The organism is Paraplanobispora takensis (assembly GCF_016863195.1).
GTDB classification, from domain to species: Bacteria; Actinomycetota; Actinomycetes; order Streptosporangiales; family Streptosporangiaceae; genus Planobispora; species Planobispora takensis.
On record NZ_BOOK01000047.1, the window covers coordinates 60,215 to 77,710 of the forward strand.

Here is a 17,496-nt window from a genome sequence, read left to right on the forward strand (position 1 = left end):
ACCTCTTCTCGTTCTGTTCCCGGGCATGACGGGATGGCGGGCGGTCGCCTGCCGACCGTCCGGCGTGCTTTTCCGAGCAGATGGAGTTAGATGTCGAGGTCCTCGACGACGGGACGCGCGGCGAGATCGGCGATCAGGTCGTAGAGCTCGTCCGGGATCCTGCCGCGCAGTTCCTCGAAGGTCTCGACGACCTCAAGCGTGGCCTCGCCCTGGACGAAGCCCCAGGTGGAGTCGGCCAGGCCCAGATAGGTCCGCAGCGCCTCGCGGGAGAAGAGGTTCTCCAGCCAGTTGCCGGGTCCCGAGCTCACGCCGTCCGGCCAGTCGGGCGAGCGGTCCACGTGCAGGACGTACTTGCCCTTGCGGGAGCGGTACACCCGGAACATCTCCACCCGGCTGCCCACCGTGCGTCCCCACTCGCCGAGCAGCACCCCGGAGAAGCGCTGCTTGCGGACCGCGCTGCCCTGGCCGACCTTCACGACGATCTCGTCGTAACCCTCCTGACGGCCTTCCTCCATCTCGACGTAGCGCCGCAGCGCGATGCTGATCGCCGCCGACAACTTGCCCCCGGCCAGATCCTGGGCCCGCTGGAACAGCGGCAGGTCCTCGTCGGAGACGTAGATCGTTTTGTTGGGCATCCTTCACTCTCATCTCGTATACGTATAAAGGTACGTATACGAGAGAAGAAGTGCAATGCCCTGCCCGCGGGGTGAGCGGAACGACGCGGCCGCCCGGTCCGAGGTGGACCGGGCGGCCGCCGTACAGTGCGCGCGCTACGCCAGGGAGTACTCCCCCTCCTTGACGGCCGGAGCGTGCTTGGCCAGGCTCTCGCCCTCGATGTCGAGGTTGGGCAGGGCCCGGTCCAGCGGACGGGGCAGCCACCAGGCGGCGCGGCCGAGCAGGGACATGACCGCGGGCACCAGGGTCATGCGGACGATGAAGGCGTCGACGAACACGCCGACCGCCAGGGCGAACCCGATGGACTTGATGATGGGGTCGTCCATGAGCACGAACCCGCCGAAGACCGCGATCATGATCAGGGCGGCGGCCGTTACGACGCGGGCGTTGTGGCCCAGGCCGTTGACGGTGGCCTGCTGGGCGGTGTCGCCGTGGACGTAGTCCTCGCGCATGCGCGAGACCAGGAACACCTGGTAGTCCATGGCCAGGCCGAACAGGATGCCGATGAGCAGGACCGGCAGGAAGCTGATCAGCGGGCCGGGGGTGTCGATGCCGAACAGGTCGGCCAGGTGGCCCTGTTGGAAGACCGCGACGGTGATGCCGAAGGTGGCGCCGACGGTGAGCAGGAACCCGGCCGCGGCCTTGATGGGCACCAGGACGGAGCGGAAGACCAGCATGAGCAGCAGGACCGACAGGCCGACCACGAGCAGCAGATAGACCGGCAGCGCGTCGGCGAGCTTCTCGGAGATGTCGATGCCCATCGCGGTGACGCCGGTGAGGGCGACGTCGGCGCCGTCGACGGCGGCGACCTTGTCGCGGATGGCGTGGACGGCCTCCTCGGTGGCGGCGTCGGTGGGCCCGGCGGTGGGGATGATCGGCAGCAGCGCCACGGTGCCGTCCGCGTTCGGCTGCGGCGGGGCGACGGCGAGCACGCCCTCGGTTCCGGTGATCAGCTTGGCGGCCTCGGCGGCCGCGGCGGTGGTGGCCTCCTTGGTGTCGGCGGTGACGACGGCGATCAGGCGGCCGTTGAAGCCGGGGCCGAATCCCTCGCTGATCAGGTCGTAGGCCCGGCGGGCCGGGGAGTCCTCGGCCGCGGTGCCGGCGTCGGGCAGGGCCAGGCGCATGTCCTGCACGGGCAGTGCGAGCGCCCCCAGGCCCAGGATGCCGGCCAGCAGGATCGGCAGGCGCAGGCGGGTGACCAGGCGGCCCCACCGGAACCCGAAGGCCTCCCGCGGCGCGCGGCGGGACGACGCGGCCTGCCCGTCGCGGTGCTTGCGGGGCAGGATGCGCTCTCCGGCGAAGCCGAGGACGGCCGGCAGCAGGGTCAGCGCGACGGCCACGGCGACGGTGACGGTGGCCGCGGCGGCCAGGCCCATGGCGGTCAGGAACGGGATGCCCACCACCGACAGGCCGGCCAGGGCGATGACCACGGTGACGCCGGCGAACACCACGGCCGAGCCGGCGGTGCCGGTCGCGCGGCCGGCCGCCTCCCGGGCGTCCATGCCCTCGGCCAGGAACTGGCGGTAGCGGGAGGTGATGAACAGCGAGTAGTCGATGCCCACGGCCAGGCCGAGCATCAGCGCCAGGGTCGGGGCGGCGCTGTTGAGCTCCACCACGCCGGTCAGGGCGAACAGCCCGGCCATGCCCGCGCCCACGCCGACCAGCGCGTTCACCAGCGTCATACCGGCGGCGACCAGGGAGCCGAAGGTGACGACCAGAACCACCGCGGCCACCAGCACGCCCAGCGCCTCGGACGAGCCGACCTCCGGCCCGCCACCGGTGACCGCTTCGCCGCCGGGCTCGACGCGCAGGCCCGCCAGGCCGTCGCCGACCTTCGCGTACGCCTCGCGCTGGGCGTCGGTCAGATCGGTGACCTTGGCGGAGAACTGCACCTGGACCAGGGCGTAACGGCCGTCGGGGGAGACCGACCGGGCGGCGAACGGGTCGACGGCGGCCAGCACGCCGGGCACGGCGGCCGCCTGCTCCACCACGGGCTTGACCTGGTCGGGGGTCAGCCTCCCCTCACCGGCCGAGGCGATCACGATGGTGCCGGTCGCCCCGCCGGCCTGCGGGAACTGCTCCTGCAGAACGGTCATCGCCCGCTGGGACTCGGTCCCCGGCATCCTGAACTCACTGCTGGTGGAGCCGCTGAACATCGCGGCGGCACCGCCGAGCAGGGCCAGGAGCAGCAGCCAGACGGCCACCACCCGGCCGCGCCGGTGGAAGGAGAACCGGCCGAGCCGGTAGAGCAAAGTCGCCACTGGATACACCTTCAGGAGAAAACGGCAATGGGTCGTGCGAGTCCGTGCCCGGGGCGGGAGGGACGGCGGCGCGCCGTACGGATCCGTGTCCGGGCCGGGAGGAACGGCGATCGAGCCGTGCGGGTCCGGTGCCCGGGTCAGGGAACCGAGGGCGGGTGGCCCAGGGCGTCGTAGCCGACGTCGATGAGATGACCGGCCGCGTCGGCGGGCAGATGCTCGCCCAGCGCGGTGCGGGCCACCGCCAGTGCGCCGATCGCACCGGCGACCCGCACCACCCGGCCCAGGTCCGTGTCGGGATCGAGGCCGAACGTCTCGATGATGACCTCGGCCACCGGCTGGAGCGGGACGCTCTCGCCGCCCGCGGGGTCGCGCAGCAGCGTCGAGAGCAGCAGCGCGATGAAGCCCGGCCGGCGCAGCGCCAGGTGCGTCAGCCCGGTCAGCGCGGCGCGGTCGCGCCCCGGCCCGGGAGCCCGGCCGGCCGCCTCGCCGAGGGCGTCCCGCAACTCGGCCAGGCACCGGCCGACGACCTCGTCCTGCAGCGCCTCCTTGGACGGGAAGTGCCGCAGCAGGCCGCTCTTGGAGTAGCCCACCGCGTCGGCGACACGCTGGATCGAGGTCTCAGCGAAGCCGTGACGGGCGAACAACATGGCGGCGCAGTCGATGATCTCCTCATCGATCTGCTGCCGGGTCTGACGAGGCATAAGACCAGAATAGACGCTATGCGACCAAATCGGTCACAATGCGACCGTGATGGTTCCCACACCGTGAAATTCTCAGGTCAGCCGTTTCGGGAGGATCGCTCAGGCGCCGGCCGTCCAGTCCTGACGGGCCGCCCACTCGCGCAGGGCGGTGACGCCGACGGTGACGACCGACGGGTCGGGAGCCGGAGGCGGGGGCGTTCCCGGGGGCGGCGGCGTGTAGGCCCCGGCGATCCCCCGGGCGGCCTCCTCCCCCAGATGAGGGGCCAGCATCTCCCGGTAGGCGTCGGGCTCCACGGTGTTCCACCGCACCGGACGGCCCAGGGCCGCGGCGAGCTCGGCGGCGACCTCGTCTCCGGTCAGCGCCCGGGGACCGGAGACGATCCGCAGCGCGGGAGGAGCCGGCGAGGCGATCGCGGCGGCGACGGCGGCCCCCAGGTCGTCCAGTGCGACCCACGGCACCGGCAGGTCCGGCGGGAGCGGGTAGGCGACCCGCCCGGCGCGCACCAGCGGGGCGGACCAGGGGGCGATGAGGTTCTCCATGTACGTGCGCGCGGGTGCGACCACCGTGGCGGCCTCGACGCTGCCGGGCAGTTCGGCCGCCACCAGCACGCGGGCGTCGACGAACGGCACCCCGACGGGCGCCGGGGGCAGCCCGCCGCCGGGATTGAGGACCGCCCGCCCCACCCTCGCCTTCCGGAGCCCGGCCAGCACCGCCTCGGCCTGCCGCAGGGCCGGGCCGGCGGCGAAGACGAGCGGAAGCTGGACGACCACGACGTCGGCGCCTGCGTAGGCGGCGGCCAGCGAGCCGGGGTCGAGCAGGTCCGCCGGGACCGGCTCGGCGTCCGGATGCAGCCGGGAGAGGGAGGCGGGGCGGGCAGGGGTGACGGGGCGGACGACACCCCGCACACGGTGTCCCGCGGCGAGCAGGGCGCGGACGATCGCGGCACCCTGGGTGCCGGTCGCGCCGTGGACGACCACGGTCGATGAGCTGTTCATGGCGGCCACGTTAGTTTCAATAATGAAGCAGTACCTAGCACGTAATATTGTTTCACTATGGAAACCAATGGCAGCGAGCAGCTCGGACGTCTCAACTCGGCGTCGTCCCCGGGATGCGGCGTGGAGCGCACGCTGAAGGTCCTCGACGGGAAGTGGACGACGCTGATCGTCCGGGAGCTGCTGTCCGGCCCCAAGCGCTTCGGCGACCTGCGCGCCGCCATGGGCTCCCCCAGCGCCAAGACTCTCACCGACCGCCTGCGGGCCCTGGAGCACCAGCGGATCCTGACCCGCACCGTCTACGCCGAGGTGCCGCCCCGCGTCGTCTATCAGCTCACCGAGGAGGGCGAGAGCCTCAGCGACGTCCTGGACGCCATGCTCCGCTGGGGCGAGGCGCACCCCCTCACCGAGGATTGATCGCCGAGAACCGACCCCGCAGGACCGGTCGCCTCAGCCTCCGGACGGGCCCACCGGCCGGTACGGCAGCCGCCCCATGCCGGGCACGAACCGCCCGACGCGGGCGGCGTACTCCCCGTAGACGGCGCCGTGCACGGTGCGCAGATAGGGCTCCTCCACCGCGCGCACCTGCATCTGGATGGAGACCACCAGGACGGCCAGGCCGGCGAGGGCGACCGGGTTGGGCGCCATCAGCGTCAGCCCGAGGCTCGTAGTGATCATCGCGGTGAAGATCGGATTGCGGGCCACGGCGAACGGGCCGCCGGTGACCAGGTCGGTGCGCTCGCCGGCGTCCACACCGATCCGCCAGGAGGTGCCCATGGCCAGCTGCGCGGCCAGGGTGGTCACGGTGCCGAGGACAGCGACCAGCAGCCCGGCGGCCCGGACGAGCGGGTGATCGAGCGTGGACAGGGGCGCCAGGCCGGCCAGGCCGGCGATCGGCCCGGCCAGGCCGAGGACGAGGGCGGCGACGAAGGCGAGCTTGGCCCACCAGGCCGGTGAGCCGGCCGGGCCGGCGTCCAGACGCAGGCCGCTGTCACCGGTCCGGCGCCATTGGACGAGGGTGCGCCAGCCGAAGGCCAGCATCAGAGCGGTCAGGTACATCACGAGAGCGGCGACGGTCATGCATCCATAAAGTACAGAGAACCCTGAATTCAGGCAATCCTGAACTCAATGTCCTTGTGACGAACGGCCGGCGACGCCGTCACAGGTCGCGGACCACCCTGGCCGGGGTGCCCACGGCGACGACGTTCCCGGGGATGTCCTTGGTGACGACGGAACCGGCGCCGATGACGCTGTTGGCGCCGATGGTGACCCCGGCCAGCACGATGGCGCCGCCGCCGAGCCAGACGTTGTCCCCGATCACGATCGGCGCGGCGGCCTCCAGCTTGGCGCGCCGCTGCTCGGGATCGAGCGGGTGGGTGGGGGTGAGCAGCTGCACGTGCGGGCCGATCTGCACGTCGGCGCCGATGGTGATGGGGGCCACGTCCAGGGCGGTCAGCCCGTAGTTGGCGAACGTGCCCGGACCGACGGTGATGTAGGAGCCGTAGTCGACGTACAGCGGCGGCCGGATGTGGGCGTCGGGGGCGATCGAGCCCAGCAGGTCCTGCAGGACGAGCCGGGCGGCCGCGTAGTCGGCGGGGTACAGCTCGCCGTACCGGTGGGACAGCAGGGCGGCGCGTTCGAGGGCGGCCGCCAGCTCGGGATCGTCGGCGATGTACAGATCACCGGCCAGCATGCGCTCACGGTTGGTACGGGTGTCCCCGGCGAAGAAGTCGGTCACGGGGACGAGCCTAGGCGCGGGGCGGGCCGCCACCGGGAAGGCCGGGCCGTACCCCGGCCGGTGCCCGCCCCCGATGCGCGGCCTCGCCCATCCTCTCACGCGTCTCGCCGGTGCGGAACCGGGCCGGTCACGTATCCCTCCGGTGCGGCGCCGGGCCGATCACGCGTCCCGCCGGTTCAGCGCCCGGACGGCCAGGCCGAGAGCCGGCGCGGCGTATCCGCAGAGCACGGCCAGGCCGGCCCACGGCGCCAGCGGGTAGTAGCCGCTCGCCGGCGCGTAGTCCCCGAGCACCTGCGGGTACCGCGGGATGCTCTGCAGCGCCGAGAAGGCCGCGGCCGGGGTCAGCCGCAGCAGCCACTGCGCCGCGCCCGCGGGCAGGGCGGCGGTGGCCGCGAGGACGTAGGGGACGACGATCAGCACGACGGCGGCGGTCACGGCCGCGACGCCGCGCCGGAACAGCACGCCCAGGGCCAGGGCGAGGACGGCGGTGGCGGCGAACAGCGCCGCGCAGCCGGCGACGACGCGCAGTTCGGTGAGCGTGCTCACCGGCAGGACGGGCGTGCCGCCCCCGCGCAGGATCCGCGGGCCCAGCGGAACCAGGATCCCGGCGGCGGCGAGCCCGGCGGCGAAGGCGGCCGCACCGGCCACGACGGCCTTGGCCGCCGGCACCCGGCCGCGCCGCGGACTGGCCAGCAGGGTGGTGCGGATCATCCCCCGCCGGTACTCGGCGGTGGCGAACGTCGCCGCCACGACGATCACGATGATCAGCCCGATCACCGCGCCGGTGAGGGGGGTCTCGATCCTGGCGCCCTCGGTGAGGGGCGCGATGTCGCCCACCCCGGTCACGGTGAACGTGCCGCCGGACTCGACGAGCCCGCCCGGATGGTGGGGGGCGCCGTCGGGCCCGACGGTGACCCCGACGTCGTGACGGTTCCAGCCGCCGGTCACCGCACCCTCCAGGGCGACCCGGTCGAAGACGGCGGTGACCTCGGCGAAGCGCTCCGCCGAGGGGGAGCCGAACCCGTCCGACACCGTCAGGTGGCCCGGGGAGGCGGCGAACATCCCGATCCGCACCGTGTCCGGGAGCCGGGCCGGGCGGGCCGTGCCGACCGCCGTCCACTTCACGCCGTCGGCGGACTCGTAGCCGGTCAGCGTGTCACCGGTGCGGGTCAGCCGCAGCCAGCGGGGGGACTCCCGGGACACCCCGCCCGGGCGGCCGGCCGTGTCGTGGGTGAAGTCGTGCTGCATCCGCACCCCGTGCTCACCGGTGACCATCACCGCCGCGTACGGCGACCCCTGCTCGCCGCCCGCCTTGACGACGACCCCGGCCTTGGCCCACGGCACGACGCCCGGAACGACGTTCCGCACCCCGGGGGTCTCGTCGGGCAGCCGGATCTGCCCGGTCATGGAGGTCACCCGGACGGTGACGGAGCCGTCGCCGGTCAGCTGCCGGTACACGAAGTAGAACTTGTCGTCCACCGCCTCGCCGCCGGGACCCGTCGGGGGGACGGGGCAGGGGATCTCGGTCACGCCGTTGCCGCAGACGCTGCGGTTGCCCGACGCCAGGAGCAGACCGAGCAGTACGGTGACCAGCGCCGCGGCCCCCGTGCCGAGCACCCAGCCGCGGACGGTGCGGAACTTGGTCCACTCCGCGCGCAGCAGCCGCACGAAGCCGCCGCGGCCGGTCCGCAGGGGTGAACGGTACGGCGTGGCGGTGCCGGTGCTCATCGCGCCCCCTCCCGCCCCGCGGCGGCTCCCCCGGCCGCCTCCGCCGGGACCCCCGCACCGGATTCCGCGCCGCCGCCCGGCTCCGCGGTGTCCCTCGTGAGATCCATCCAGGCCTCCTCAAGCGTCGCCCGGTAAGCCCTCACCTCGGAGAACGGCACCGCGTCCGCGGTGAGGAGCGCCCTGACGCGCTCGGCCGTCATCCCGGACACGACGAGCGTGTCGCGGCCGGTGACGGCCACGGCGGCCCCGGCGCCGGCCAGCGCCGTCATCGCCTCCGGACGCGCCGTGGTGCGCACCGCGACCCGGCCGCCGGAGGCGGCCTCGATCAGCTCGGCCACGCCGATGTCGGCGACTACCCTGCCGCGGCCGGCCACCACGAGATGGTCGGCGGTGTCCTGCAGTCCGCCCATCAGGCGGCCGGAGACCAGGACGGCGCGGCCCTCGGCGGCCAGCGACCGCAGCAGGCCGCGCAGCCACCCGGCGCCCCCGGGGTCGAGACCGTCGAACGGCTCGTCGAACATGAGCACCGGCGGATCGCCGAGCAGCGCCGCGGCGACCCCGAGCCGCTGCCGCAGGTCGGGGGAGTATCCGCCCGCCCTGCGCCGGGCCGCCTCTCCCAATCCGGCCAGCTCCGCCACCTCGTCGACCCGCCCGGCGGTCAGACCGTGGGAGCGGGCCAGCCACAGCAGGTGGTCACGGCCGGTGCGGCCGGGCTGCAGCGCGCCGGCCTCCAGCGACGCCCCGACGTGCCCGAGGGGGTCGCGCAGGCTCCGGTACGGCCGGCCGCCCACCAGCGCGCTTCCCCCGTCGGCCGCGTCCAGGCCGAGGATCACCCGCATCGTGGTGGACTTGCCCGCGCCGCCGGGACCGACGAGGCCGGTGACCCGCCCCGGCGTCACGGTGAACGACATCCCGTCCAGGGCCACGACCCGGCCGAACCGCTTGCGCAGCCCGGCGACTTCGATGGTTGCTTCCATGCCACCGCACCCTAGGCAGCCGCCCAGGCCCCGGTCGTCACGGAACGGAGCGGTCTTCACCGTCGCCGGTGTGAGGGACGGCCCGTCCCTCACACGAGGGATGCCGGAATCCTCCGCCGCGGGAACAATGATCCCCGTGGAGCGAGCACATGACCGTCGGCGCGGATGGACCGCCTGGGCCGACCGTGGCCGGCGGATCGCCGCGACCCCGCACGCTCCCGTCGCGGCCGCCGCCCTGCTGGCGTCGCTGGCGGTGGCCGAGTCGATCGCGCACCTCACGGGCGCGCTCCCGGCCTATCCCCTGGTCGGTGAGACGGTGAGCGTGCCGGCGGGCGAAGCGGTCACAGGTCCCGGGCACGCGCCGGCGACCGAGGTGACCCCGCGTTTTGGGGATGCGTCAGGGGGCGAAGCGGGCATGGGTTCCGGGGACGTACCGGCGGATGAGGCGATCGCCCGCCTCGGCGGCCCGCCGCCCGTCCCGAACCCCGGCACCCCGTCCCTCCTGGTGGCGTCCGGTCTGCTCGGTCTGGCCACCACGCTGCCCGTCGCGATCGTGCGGGCGCAGCCGGCCGTGGCCGCCGTCGCCGTCTCCGCGGCGGGCCTGCTGTCCCTGTCGGCCTTCCACACGCTGACCGCGGCGGGCGTGGCCGCGCAGCTGATCTGCTGCTACCGGCTGGGCCGTACCGGCTCGCAGCCGCTGGCCGTCCTGCTGACGGTGCCGTTCGTCCTGGTGGCCGTGGCCGGTACGGCCCTCGGCGGGACAGGCGTCCTCACCATGCTGGCGGCCTGCCTGTCCCCGGCCGCGGCCCTGGCCGGGATCGCGCGGCGGGCGCACACCCGGGCGGCGGACGACGACGCCGCCCGCCGGGTCGTCGCCGACACCCTCCTGGAGCACACCGCGCGCGGCGAGCGGGCGCGCATCGCCCGGGAGCTGCACGACGTCGTCGCCCACCACATCTCCATGGTCGCGGTGCAGGCGGAGACGGCCCGGCTGACCACCCCGGGGATGCCGGCCACCGGAGCGGAGCGGCTGTCGGCCATCGGCGACACCGCCCGGGCGGCGCTGACCGAGATGCGGAGCCTGCTGGGCGTGCTGCGCGAGGACACCGGAGCGGAGACCCCGGACCGGCGGCCCCAGCCGGGCCTGAGTCCGGGCGAGCTCAACGAGCTGATCGACGAGGCGCGTGACGCGTCCGGAACGGGCCTGCGCCTCATCCTGACCGGCCCGCCGGTCCCGCTCGGCCCCGGCGTCGAACTCGCGGCCTACCGCATCGTCCAGGAGGCCCTCACCAACGCCCGGCGGCACGCGCCGGGCGCCGCCGTCGATGTGGAGCTGCACTACACCGGCGACGGCCTGCGCCTGACCGTCCGCGACAACGGCCCCGGCCCGGCCACGGCGGCGCCGTACGAAGAGCACGGCCTCCCCGCGGTGCCGTACGGCGGGCACGAGCCGCCCGCGGTGCCGTACGGCGGGCACGGGCTGTCCGGCATGCGCGAGCGCGCCGCGGCCGTCGGCGGTGAGCTGCGCGCCGGCCCGGCGGCCGGCGGCGGCTTCCTCGTCGAGGCCCGCCTGCCGGCCCGGGACGGAGAGCCCGGATGAGCTCACCGTCTCCGGCGGTCCGGATCGTCGTCGCCGACGACCACCTGGTGGTCCGCACCGGATTCGCCGCGCTGCTCGACACCCAGCCGGACTTCACCGTCGTGGGGACCGCCTGCGACGGAACCGAGGCGGTGCGGGTGTGCCGCGAGCTGTCCCCCGACGTCGTCCTGATGGACGTGCGCATGCCGGGGGTGGACGGCATCGAGGCCACCAGGCGGCTGGCCGGCCCGGCGGGCGCGGGGCCGCGCGTGCTCATCCTGACGACCTTCGACCTGGACGAGTACGTCTACGACGCGCTTCGCGCCGGGGCCAGCGGGTTCCTGCTCAAGGACGTCACCGCCGAGCGGCTCTTCGACGCGGTGCGCGTCATCGCCGCCGGTGAGGCCCTTCTGGCTCCGGCGGTCACCCGGCGCCTCATCGGCGAGTTCACCCGCCTGCACCCCCATCCCGCCGCCTCGGCCGCGACCGCGCTCGCCGCCCTCACGCCCCGCGAGACGCAGGTCCTGCGGCTGGTCGCCGAGGGCCTGTCCAACCCGGAGATCGCGCGGCGGCTGACGGTCACCGAGGAGACGGTGAAGACCCACGTGAGCCGCGTCCTGAACAAGCTCGGCCTGCGCGACCGGACCCAGGCCGTCATAGCCGCCTACGAGACCGGTCTGGTCGTCCCCCGCTCCCACGGACCGCAACGTCCCGTCTGAGCAAGAGGCGCGATTCACACGTCCCATGAAAGACTTCCACAAAAAGGGACGAATGGACGCCGTGCATGGTCGATGACTTCCCGCCGCCCCCTGCCCCGAAGCGCCCGCGCAGCCGGTGGTGGGTGATCGCAGGTGCCCTGGCGGTCGTGGCATCGGTCGGTCTGTCACTGTTCTTCGTGGTGAATGAGGCCGGCACCGTACCGACCAGAGCACTGGAACCGTCACCTCCCCCGCCCCTGCCCACGGCTTCCGTGCCGGCGGAGGCCTCACGGCGGGGACTTCGCCGCGGCCCTCGACCAGGACGCGGTCGGATACGCCCTGACCTCGTCCGAGATCGCGTCTGACGCCCAGGCCGGAACCCTGCTCACCAAGGCGGTCAGCACCCGGAGATGCGACAAGGAGTGAAGTACGGCCCGCCGCCCTAGCGACAGATGACGTACACCGCGCCTGCGAGCAGTTCCTCGGCCTCGCCGGCGTCGATCTGCGCGTGCTCGTCGGAGAACAGCCGCATCGTGTACTCCCGGAGAGAGTACGGCGAGTCGCCCATCCCATTGATGATCTTGTCGCAGACCATGCGGCCGCGCCGGATCGCCAGCTCCTCATCGGCCGCCAGGCCCGGATCCATCGCCCTCAGCGCGGCCAGGTAGGCGGGCCCGGAAGGGGCGTAGGTCGGTGGTAACGGGGCCCGCGCCGTACCGGTGCGCGCGGGCCACGCGACCGCCGGATCCAGCCCGGCGGCGACCGCCGGCGGGAGGTCCGCGGCGCCCTTCATGCTGATGTGCCCGGTCGTCAGGCCGTCGACCACCAGGACCGCGACGCCGAGCAGGACGGCCCCGCAGACCATCGCCGACACCGCGATCGCGATCCGCCGCACGCCGGAGAGCCGCCGCTGCGGGCTCTCGGGGGGCCGCTGGGAGGACGGGCGCATAACCGGCGATCTTACGCGGGTGATCCAGGAGGCCGGAGAGGGCCCGCTGCCCGGGATCCGGCCGGTTCGCCGGATTCCCTCAGTTTCCCGCCTCGCCGGTCGATGGAGAAGGGACTCGAAGACCGTGGAAGAAATGGATCGTCTCATGCGCACCCGCCCTCATCAGGTCGCGGCCCCGGTGGCCGCCGCCCGGCCGGCGACCGGCTGCCAGGGCTGATCGGCTGCCGGATCAGACGGCGAGGAGAGAACCCGATGAACCCGTCCGCGCTCAAGACTGCAGCCCGCCAGGCCGCCGGTTCCCGTGCCTGGCTGGGCTTCCTGCTGCTGGGAGGCGTCCTGACGGTGGTCGCCACCTCCCTCACCAACCGATGGCTGAGCGCCGAGGTGCTGTGCTGGGTGCTGGGACAGGGCGCCTCGGCGCTGGCCGTCTTCGTCGGCACCCGCCGCCACGGCCTGGCCCGCTCGCGCCCGTGGCGGCTGATGCGCGCCGCCGTCGTGCTGGCCTGGGTCGCCACCACGCTGGGCTGGGGCATCGGCGGGGTGTGGCTGGGCAACGCCGAACTGCTGGAGCTGTACCGGATCGGCACCCTGTCCGCCTACGTCCTGTCCCTGACCGCGTTGATCTCGCTGAGCCTGCAGACCGACGGCTCGCGCTGGGCGGGCCTGCTGGACGGCGGCATCATCAGCATCGGGGCGGCCATGCCGCTGTGGACCTTCCTGATCGCCCCGGCCATCGCCCGCAGCGGCCACCTGAGCGCCACGCTGGTCTTCGCACTGGTGCCGCCGGTCATCGACCTGTTCGCCTTCGGCGTCATCGCCCGCCTGACCCTCGACAGCAACCGCGCCCCGTGGCTGGGCCTGATGAGCTTCTCCTACCTGGCGCTGTTCGTCGCCGACGGCGCCTACCTGCTCGACCGGGTCGCCGGCCGGCCCGCCGACGCGCTGACCACGGCCGGGTGGCTGGGCTGGTTCGTACTGCTCGGGACCGCGGTGCTGCACCCCAGCCTGGCCGGAGCCGGCTCGCTGCGGCCCGCGGCCGCACCCGGCCGCACCCGCATCCGGATCTTCCTGGCGGTGGCGCTGCTCAGCCCGGCCGCCTCCATCGTGGGCGGGTCGCGGCCCGGCGCCGGCCCCGCCTCCGACCCGGTGGTCACGACCGGCTTCGCGCCCGCCGACCTGGTGGTCACGGTGCTGACCCTGGCACTGGCGGTCCTGCTGGTCCTGCGCCTGAGCGCGGTGGCCGGCATCGCCGAGACCCAGGCCGTCGACCTGCGCCAGGCCCTGCGCCGGCAGGAGGTCCTGCAGCGCAGCCTGACCCACCGCGCCAGCCACGACCCGCTGACCGGGCTGGGCAACCGCGCCCTGCTCATCCAGGCCCTGCAGTCCTCCCTCACCACCCCCGCCGCCTCCGCCTCCGCCCTGCTGCTGCTGGATCTGGACGGCTTCAAGGACGTCAACGACACCTACGGCCACCCCGTCGGCGACGAACTGCTCACCATCGTCTCCCGCCGCCTGCGCGCCCTGACCCACCGCGGCCAGACGCTGGCCCGCCTGGGCGGTGACGAGTTCGCCCTGCTGCTGCCCGGCACCGACCAGCAGCAGGCGCTGGCCGTCGCCGAGCGGATCCTGGCCGCCGTGCGCGCGCCGTACCACATCGACGGCCGCGAGCTGTACATGACCACCAGCATCGGCGTGCTGGCCGAGACCGCCACCACCGCCACCGACGCGCTGCGCGATGCCGACCTGGCCCTGTACGCGGCCAAGGCCGCGGGCAAGAACCAGGTCGCGGTCTTCGACTACACCCTGCGCGCCGCGCGGCTGCACCACGCCGAGATCGCCGCCGGTCTGCGCCAGGCTCTGGCCGCCGAGGAGCTCACCCTGGCCTACCAGCCCGTCGTCAACCTGACCACGGGCGCCGTCTACGCCGTCGAGGCGCTGTTGCGCTGGACCCCCTCCGGCGGCCGGCGCGTCCCGCCGGATGTGTTCATCCCCGTCGCCGAGGACACCGGCCTGATCGTCGAGATCGGCCGATGGGCGCTGGAGCAGGCCTGCGCCCAGGCCAAGCAGTGGCACCGGCGCTACGGCATCGCCGTGACCGTCAACGTCTCCGGCCGTCAGCTGCGCGAGCGCAGCTTCAGGGACACGGTCCTGGAGATCCTGACCCGGCACGCGCTGCCGCGCAACGCGCTGACCCTGGAGGTGACCGAGAGCATGCTGCTGGCCACCAGTCCGGCCGAGACCCAGCGCATCGTGGCCGTCCTGGCCGACCTGCGCGCCCACGGGGTGCGCATCGCCCTGGACGACTTCGGCACCGGTTACTCCTCGCTGGCCTATCTGCGCACCCTGCCGGTCGACATCCTCAAGATCGACCGCTCCTTCACCACCCCGCTCACCGGCGCCGACCACCGCCAGGCGCGGGCGTTCACCAAGGCGATCGTGGAGCTGGCGGCCGGGCTGGACCTGGCCACCGTGGTGGAGGGCGTCGAGTCCCGCGAGCAGGCCGGGATCCTGCAGCAGATGGGCTGCCCGCTGGCCCAGGGGTACCTGTTCTCCCCGCCGATCTCCCCGGCGGAGGTGGACGACCTGCTCCAGGTCAGCCCGTGGCAGCATGCCGTCTGAGCGAGCGCGCCGCCCGACCGGCCGCGTCACCTGAACGGCCGCGTCACCTGAACGGCTGCTTCAGCGGCCCGGTGATCGCCGGGACGGCGGCGCTCCGGTTCGCGATCCGCGGCCCCGGGGTTTCGTTTTCCGGATGACGGCGAACACATGATCTTCGTTGTGGCAGCTGATCGGAGGACGGTCCGGGGCGATGCTGGAGACCCGGGGCGGAACCCTGGACTCGATGCGCGCCGAAGGCGGCCCGTCCTCCGCCGGACCGCATCGCCCCTGTCGTCCTGCCGGAGGGGGTCCTCGATGGGAGCCGGCGACGGCGACGCACGAGCGCTGATGCCCGGTGCCGGCCCCCCGGATGTCAGGATCGCCAAGCCCTCGGCGAAACTCGCGCAGGTGCGCGACACGGCGCAGGAGCTGGCCCGCCAGGCGAGGGCCATCAGGGCCGACGGCCGGCGTAACGCCGCGATCGCCCAGGAGGTCTGCCGCAGCCTGGCCGAGCAACGCGAGCGGCTGAGGATCGTCTTCGCGGCGATCGACGAGCAACGCCGGACCCGCCTGCGCCCGCCCGAATGACGGCGGGCGCAGGCGGACCACCTGCGCGTCCGCCGGCGAGTCAGGCGGACGGCGTATCGGTGAGCCGGGAAGCTCCTCGGCCCATATTTCCCATATGTCTCACGATTGGTAACGGGCGGATATATCGGTCTTTTCGGGCGGAATGCTGGGAGGCGTGCCGCCTCTCCCCGATCCGCAGCCGCTTCCCGCCGGTCCCTCACCGGGCTCCCTGCGCACGCGTCGCACCCTGGCCGCCACCGCCGCGGTCGTCTCGATCCTGCCGGCCGGCGCCGGACTGGCCGGGCTCGTCGCCGATCTGTCGGCGGTCACGCCCGGAGCACCGAGCCTCCCGGACAAGAGCGTCAGCGCGGCCGGCCTGGTGATCGGCCTGATCGGCCTGGCGACCGGCTCCGCGGCCCTGCTCCGGATACGCGCGCAGCTACGGAGATCCGAGCACGTGAACACGTTGATCGACCGAGCCGAGCTCGCCCACTCGACGGGAGCGGCCGGGAACCCGGCCGCCGCCCGCGACGAGCTGGCGGCTCTCGTGCCGCTCGCCGAGCGGACCATGGGCACCGACCATCCGAGCACGCTGGCCATCCGGCGCAGCCTCGCCTACTGGACGGGAGCGGTCGGCGACCCGGTCACCGCCCGCGCTCAGGTGAGCGCCCTCGTCCGGGTGATGAGACGGGCTCTGGGCGCCGAACACCCCGAGACACTGGCCGCCCGCCACCACCTCGCCTCCTTGACCGAACTGCTGGGAAACGTGGTCGCCGCCCGTCACCAGTACGCCGCCCTGCTACCGATGTTCGAGCGGATCCTGGGCCCCCGAGATCCGGACACGCTGCTCGTCCGAGCCGAGCTCGCCCACTTGACGGAACAGGTCGGGGACGCGGCCGAGGCCCGTGACTTGCTGGCCGCCGCTCTCCCGGCGCACGAGCGGGCACTGGGCGCCGAACACCCCGAGACGCTGGCTCTGCACGACAGCCTCGCCCGCATGATCGGGAAGGCCGGGGACGCGGCCGGGGCACGTGACCGATACGCCGCCCTGCTGCCGGCGTTCGAGCGGGCGCTGGGCGCCGAACACCATGACACGCTGGCCGTCCGCGGCTACATCGCCTACTGGACCCGGGAGGCCGGGAATCCGGTCGCCGCCCGTGACCAGTACGCCGCTCTGCTGCCGATACGCGAACGAGTCCTGGGCCCCGAACACCCGGACACACTGATCAACCGGGCCGAGCTCGCCCACTCGACGGGAGAGGCCGGAGACCGGGCCACCGCCCGCGACCAGCTGGCCGCCCTGCTGCCGATACGCGAGCGGGTCATCGGCCCCGAGCATCCGTACACCCTGGCCACTCGGGGCAACCTCGCCCACTGGACGGCGGAGGCCGGGGACCCGGTCGCCGCCCTCGACCAGATGGCCGCCCTGCTGCCCGTACAAGAGCGGGCGCATGGCAGCGAGCACCCGAACACCCTCGTCCTGCGGCACGATCTCGCCTACTGGACGGGAAAGACCGGAGACCCGGTCGCCGCCCTCGACCAGCTGACCGCACTTGTGCCGGTGTACGAGCGGACTCTGGGAACCGGCCATCCGAACGTGCTGTCCCTGAACGAGAGCGTCGCTCACATGACGGGGAAGACGGGAAACCCGGCCGAGGCCCGGGACCGGCTGACCGCCCTCCTACCGGTGTTCGAGCGAGCGCACGGCAGCGAGCACCCGAACACCCTGGCCGCCCGGCACAACTTCGCCCACTGGACGGGAGAGGCCGGGGATCCGCTCGCCGCTCGCGACCAGTACGCCGCTCTGCTGCCGATACGCGAACGAGTCCTGGGCCCCGAACACCCGGACACGCTGGACACCCGCGCCGAACTCATCCGGTGGTCGGAGGCGGCCCGGCGAGACACCGGAGACGGCGAATGACGTACGCATGTGCCGGTGAGCCCCCCGCCGCCATTCGGAAGCCGTCCGGCCGAGGGCTTCGCGATGAGGCCCTCGACCGGCCTGGGGCGGACCGGACCCCTGGGCGGGGTC

The 17,496-nt window shown here is 73.6% G+C and carries 15 protein-coding genes; 6 read left to right on the plus strand and 9 right to left on the minus strand.

The annotated features are described in order from the left end of the window. Positions 1-86 precede the first annotated feature (86 nt). The 4 genes from Pta02_RS30565 to Pta02_RS30580 all read right to left on the minus strand — a co-directional run bounded on the left by Pta02_RS30565 (position 87) and on the right by Pta02_RS30580 (position 4,633). Positions 87-635: an EXLDI protein gene (locus Pta02_RS30565; RefSeq protein ID WP_203878447.1), complete on the minus strand. Its 549-nt coding sequence runs from the start codon at positions 633-635 to the stop codon at positions 87-89. A gap of 135 nt (positions 636-770) precedes the next feature. Then, complete coding sequence (locus tag Pta02_RS30570) at positions 771-2,936, minus strand: MMPL family transporter (protein ID WP_203878448.1); 2,166 nt, start codon at positions 2,934-2,936, stop codon at positions 771-773. Between the two features lie 137 nt (positions 2,937-3,073). Beyond that, positions 3,074-3,637 carry a TetR/AcrR family transcriptional regulator gene (locus Pta02_RS30575; RefSeq protein ID WP_203878449.1) on the minus strand — a complete coding sequence of 188 codons (564 nt, stop codon included), beginning with the start codon at positions 3,635-3,637 and terminating at the stop codon, positions 3,074-3,076. A gap of 99 nt (positions 3,638-3,736) precedes the next feature. Then, entirely contained in the window at positions 3,737-4,633 is an 897-nt protein-coding gene (locus Pta02_RS30580) for an NmrA family NAD(P)-binding protein (RefSeq protein WP_203878450.1), read from the minus strand. A 57-nt stretch (positions 4,634-4,690) separates the two neighbouring features. On the opposite strand from Pta02_RS30580, the gene Pta02_RS30585 reads away from it, so the two are divergent. Further along, positions 4,691-5,047: a winged helix-turn-helix transcriptional regulator gene (locus tag Pta02_RS30585; protein WP_203878451.1), complete on the plus strand. Its 357-nt coding sequence runs from the start codon at positions 4,691-4,693 to the stop codon at positions 5,045-5,047. A gap of 33 nt (positions 5,048-5,080) precedes the next feature. Here Pta02_RS30585 and Pta02_RS30590 read toward each other — a convergent pair whose 3' ends face one another. From Pta02_RS30590 to Pta02_RS30605, 4 genes are all read right to left on the minus strand, one after another. Beyond that, a complete protein-coding gene (locus tag Pta02_RS30590; RefSeq protein ID WP_203878452.1) occupies positions 5,081-5,710 on the minus strand; it encodes a methyltransferase family protein in 630 nt (209 codons plus the stop codon). 79 nt (positions 5,711-5,789) lie between these two features. Beyond that, positions 5,790-6,323, minus strand: a complete 534-nt coding sequence (locus tag Pta02_RS30595; protein WP_203878481.1) for a sugar O-acetyltransferase — start codon at positions 6,321-6,323, stop codon at positions 5,790-5,792. Between the two features lie 204 nt (positions 6,324-6,527). Continuing rightward, the gene (locus Pta02_RS30600) at positions 6,528-8,096 is read right to left on the minus strand and encodes a DUF1349 domain-containing protein (protein WP_203878453.1); all 1,569 of its coding nucleotides are present in this window, start codon (positions 8,094-8,096) and stop codon (positions 6,528-6,530) included. Then, entirely contained in the window at positions 8,093-9,073 is a 981-nt protein-coding gene (locus Pta02_RS30605; RefSeq protein WP_203878454.1) for an ATP-binding cassette domain-containing protein, read from the minus strand. Before Pta02_RS30605 ends, Pta02_RS30600 begins: the two co-directional genes overlap by 4 nt. Before the next feature lie 136 nt (positions 9,074-9,209). Between Pta02_RS30605 and Pta02_RS30610 the strand changes: the two genes are divergently transcribed. Beyond that, the gene (locus Pta02_RS30610; protein WP_203878455.1) at positions 9,210-10,673 is read left to right on the plus strand and encodes a sensor histidine kinase; all 1,464 of its coding nucleotides are present in this window, start codon (positions 9,210-9,212) and stop codon (positions 10,671-10,673) included. Next, the gene (locus Pta02_RS30615) at positions 10,670-11,371 is read left to right on the plus strand and encodes a response regulator (protein ID WP_203878456.1); all 702 of its coding nucleotides are present in this window, start codon (positions 10,670-10,672) and stop codon (positions 11,369-11,371) included. Before Pta02_RS30610 ends, Pta02_RS30615 begins: the two co-directional genes overlap by 4 nt. A gap of 421 nt (positions 11,372-11,792) precedes the next feature. On the opposite strand, the gene Pta02_RS30620 is transcribed toward Pta02_RS30615, so the two are convergent. Beyond that, on the minus strand, positions 11,793-12,299 hold the full coding sequence (locus Pta02_RS30620) for a hypothetical protein (RefSeq protein WP_203878457.1): 507 nt from the start codon (positions 12,297-12,299) through the stop codon (positions 11,793-11,795). Between the two features lie 252 nt (positions 12,300-12,551). Between Pta02_RS30620 and Pta02_RS30625 the strand changes: the two genes are divergently transcribed. From Pta02_RS30625 to Pta02_RS30635, 3 genes are all read left to right on the plus strand, one after another. Beyond that, positions 12,552-14,918 carry a putative bifunctional diguanylate cyclase/phosphodiesterase gene (locus Pta02_RS30625; protein WP_203878458.1) on the plus strand — a complete coding sequence of 789 codons (2,367 nt, stop codon included), beginning with the start codon at positions 12,552-12,554 and terminating at the stop codon, positions 14,916-14,918. A 294-nt stretch (positions 14,919-15,212) separates the two neighbouring features. Beyond that, a complete protein-coding gene (locus Pta02_RS30630) occupies positions 15,213-15,485 on the plus strand; it encodes a hypothetical protein (protein ID WP_203878459.1) in 273 nt (90 codons plus the stop codon). A 154-nt stretch (positions 15,486-15,639) separates the two neighbouring features. After that, complete coding sequence (locus Pta02_RS30635) at positions 15,640-17,385, plus strand: tetratricopeptide repeat protein (RefSeq protein WP_203878460.1); 1,746 nt, start codon at positions 15,640-15,642, stop codon at positions 17,383-17,385. Positions 17,386-17,496: the final 111 nt, after the last annotated feature.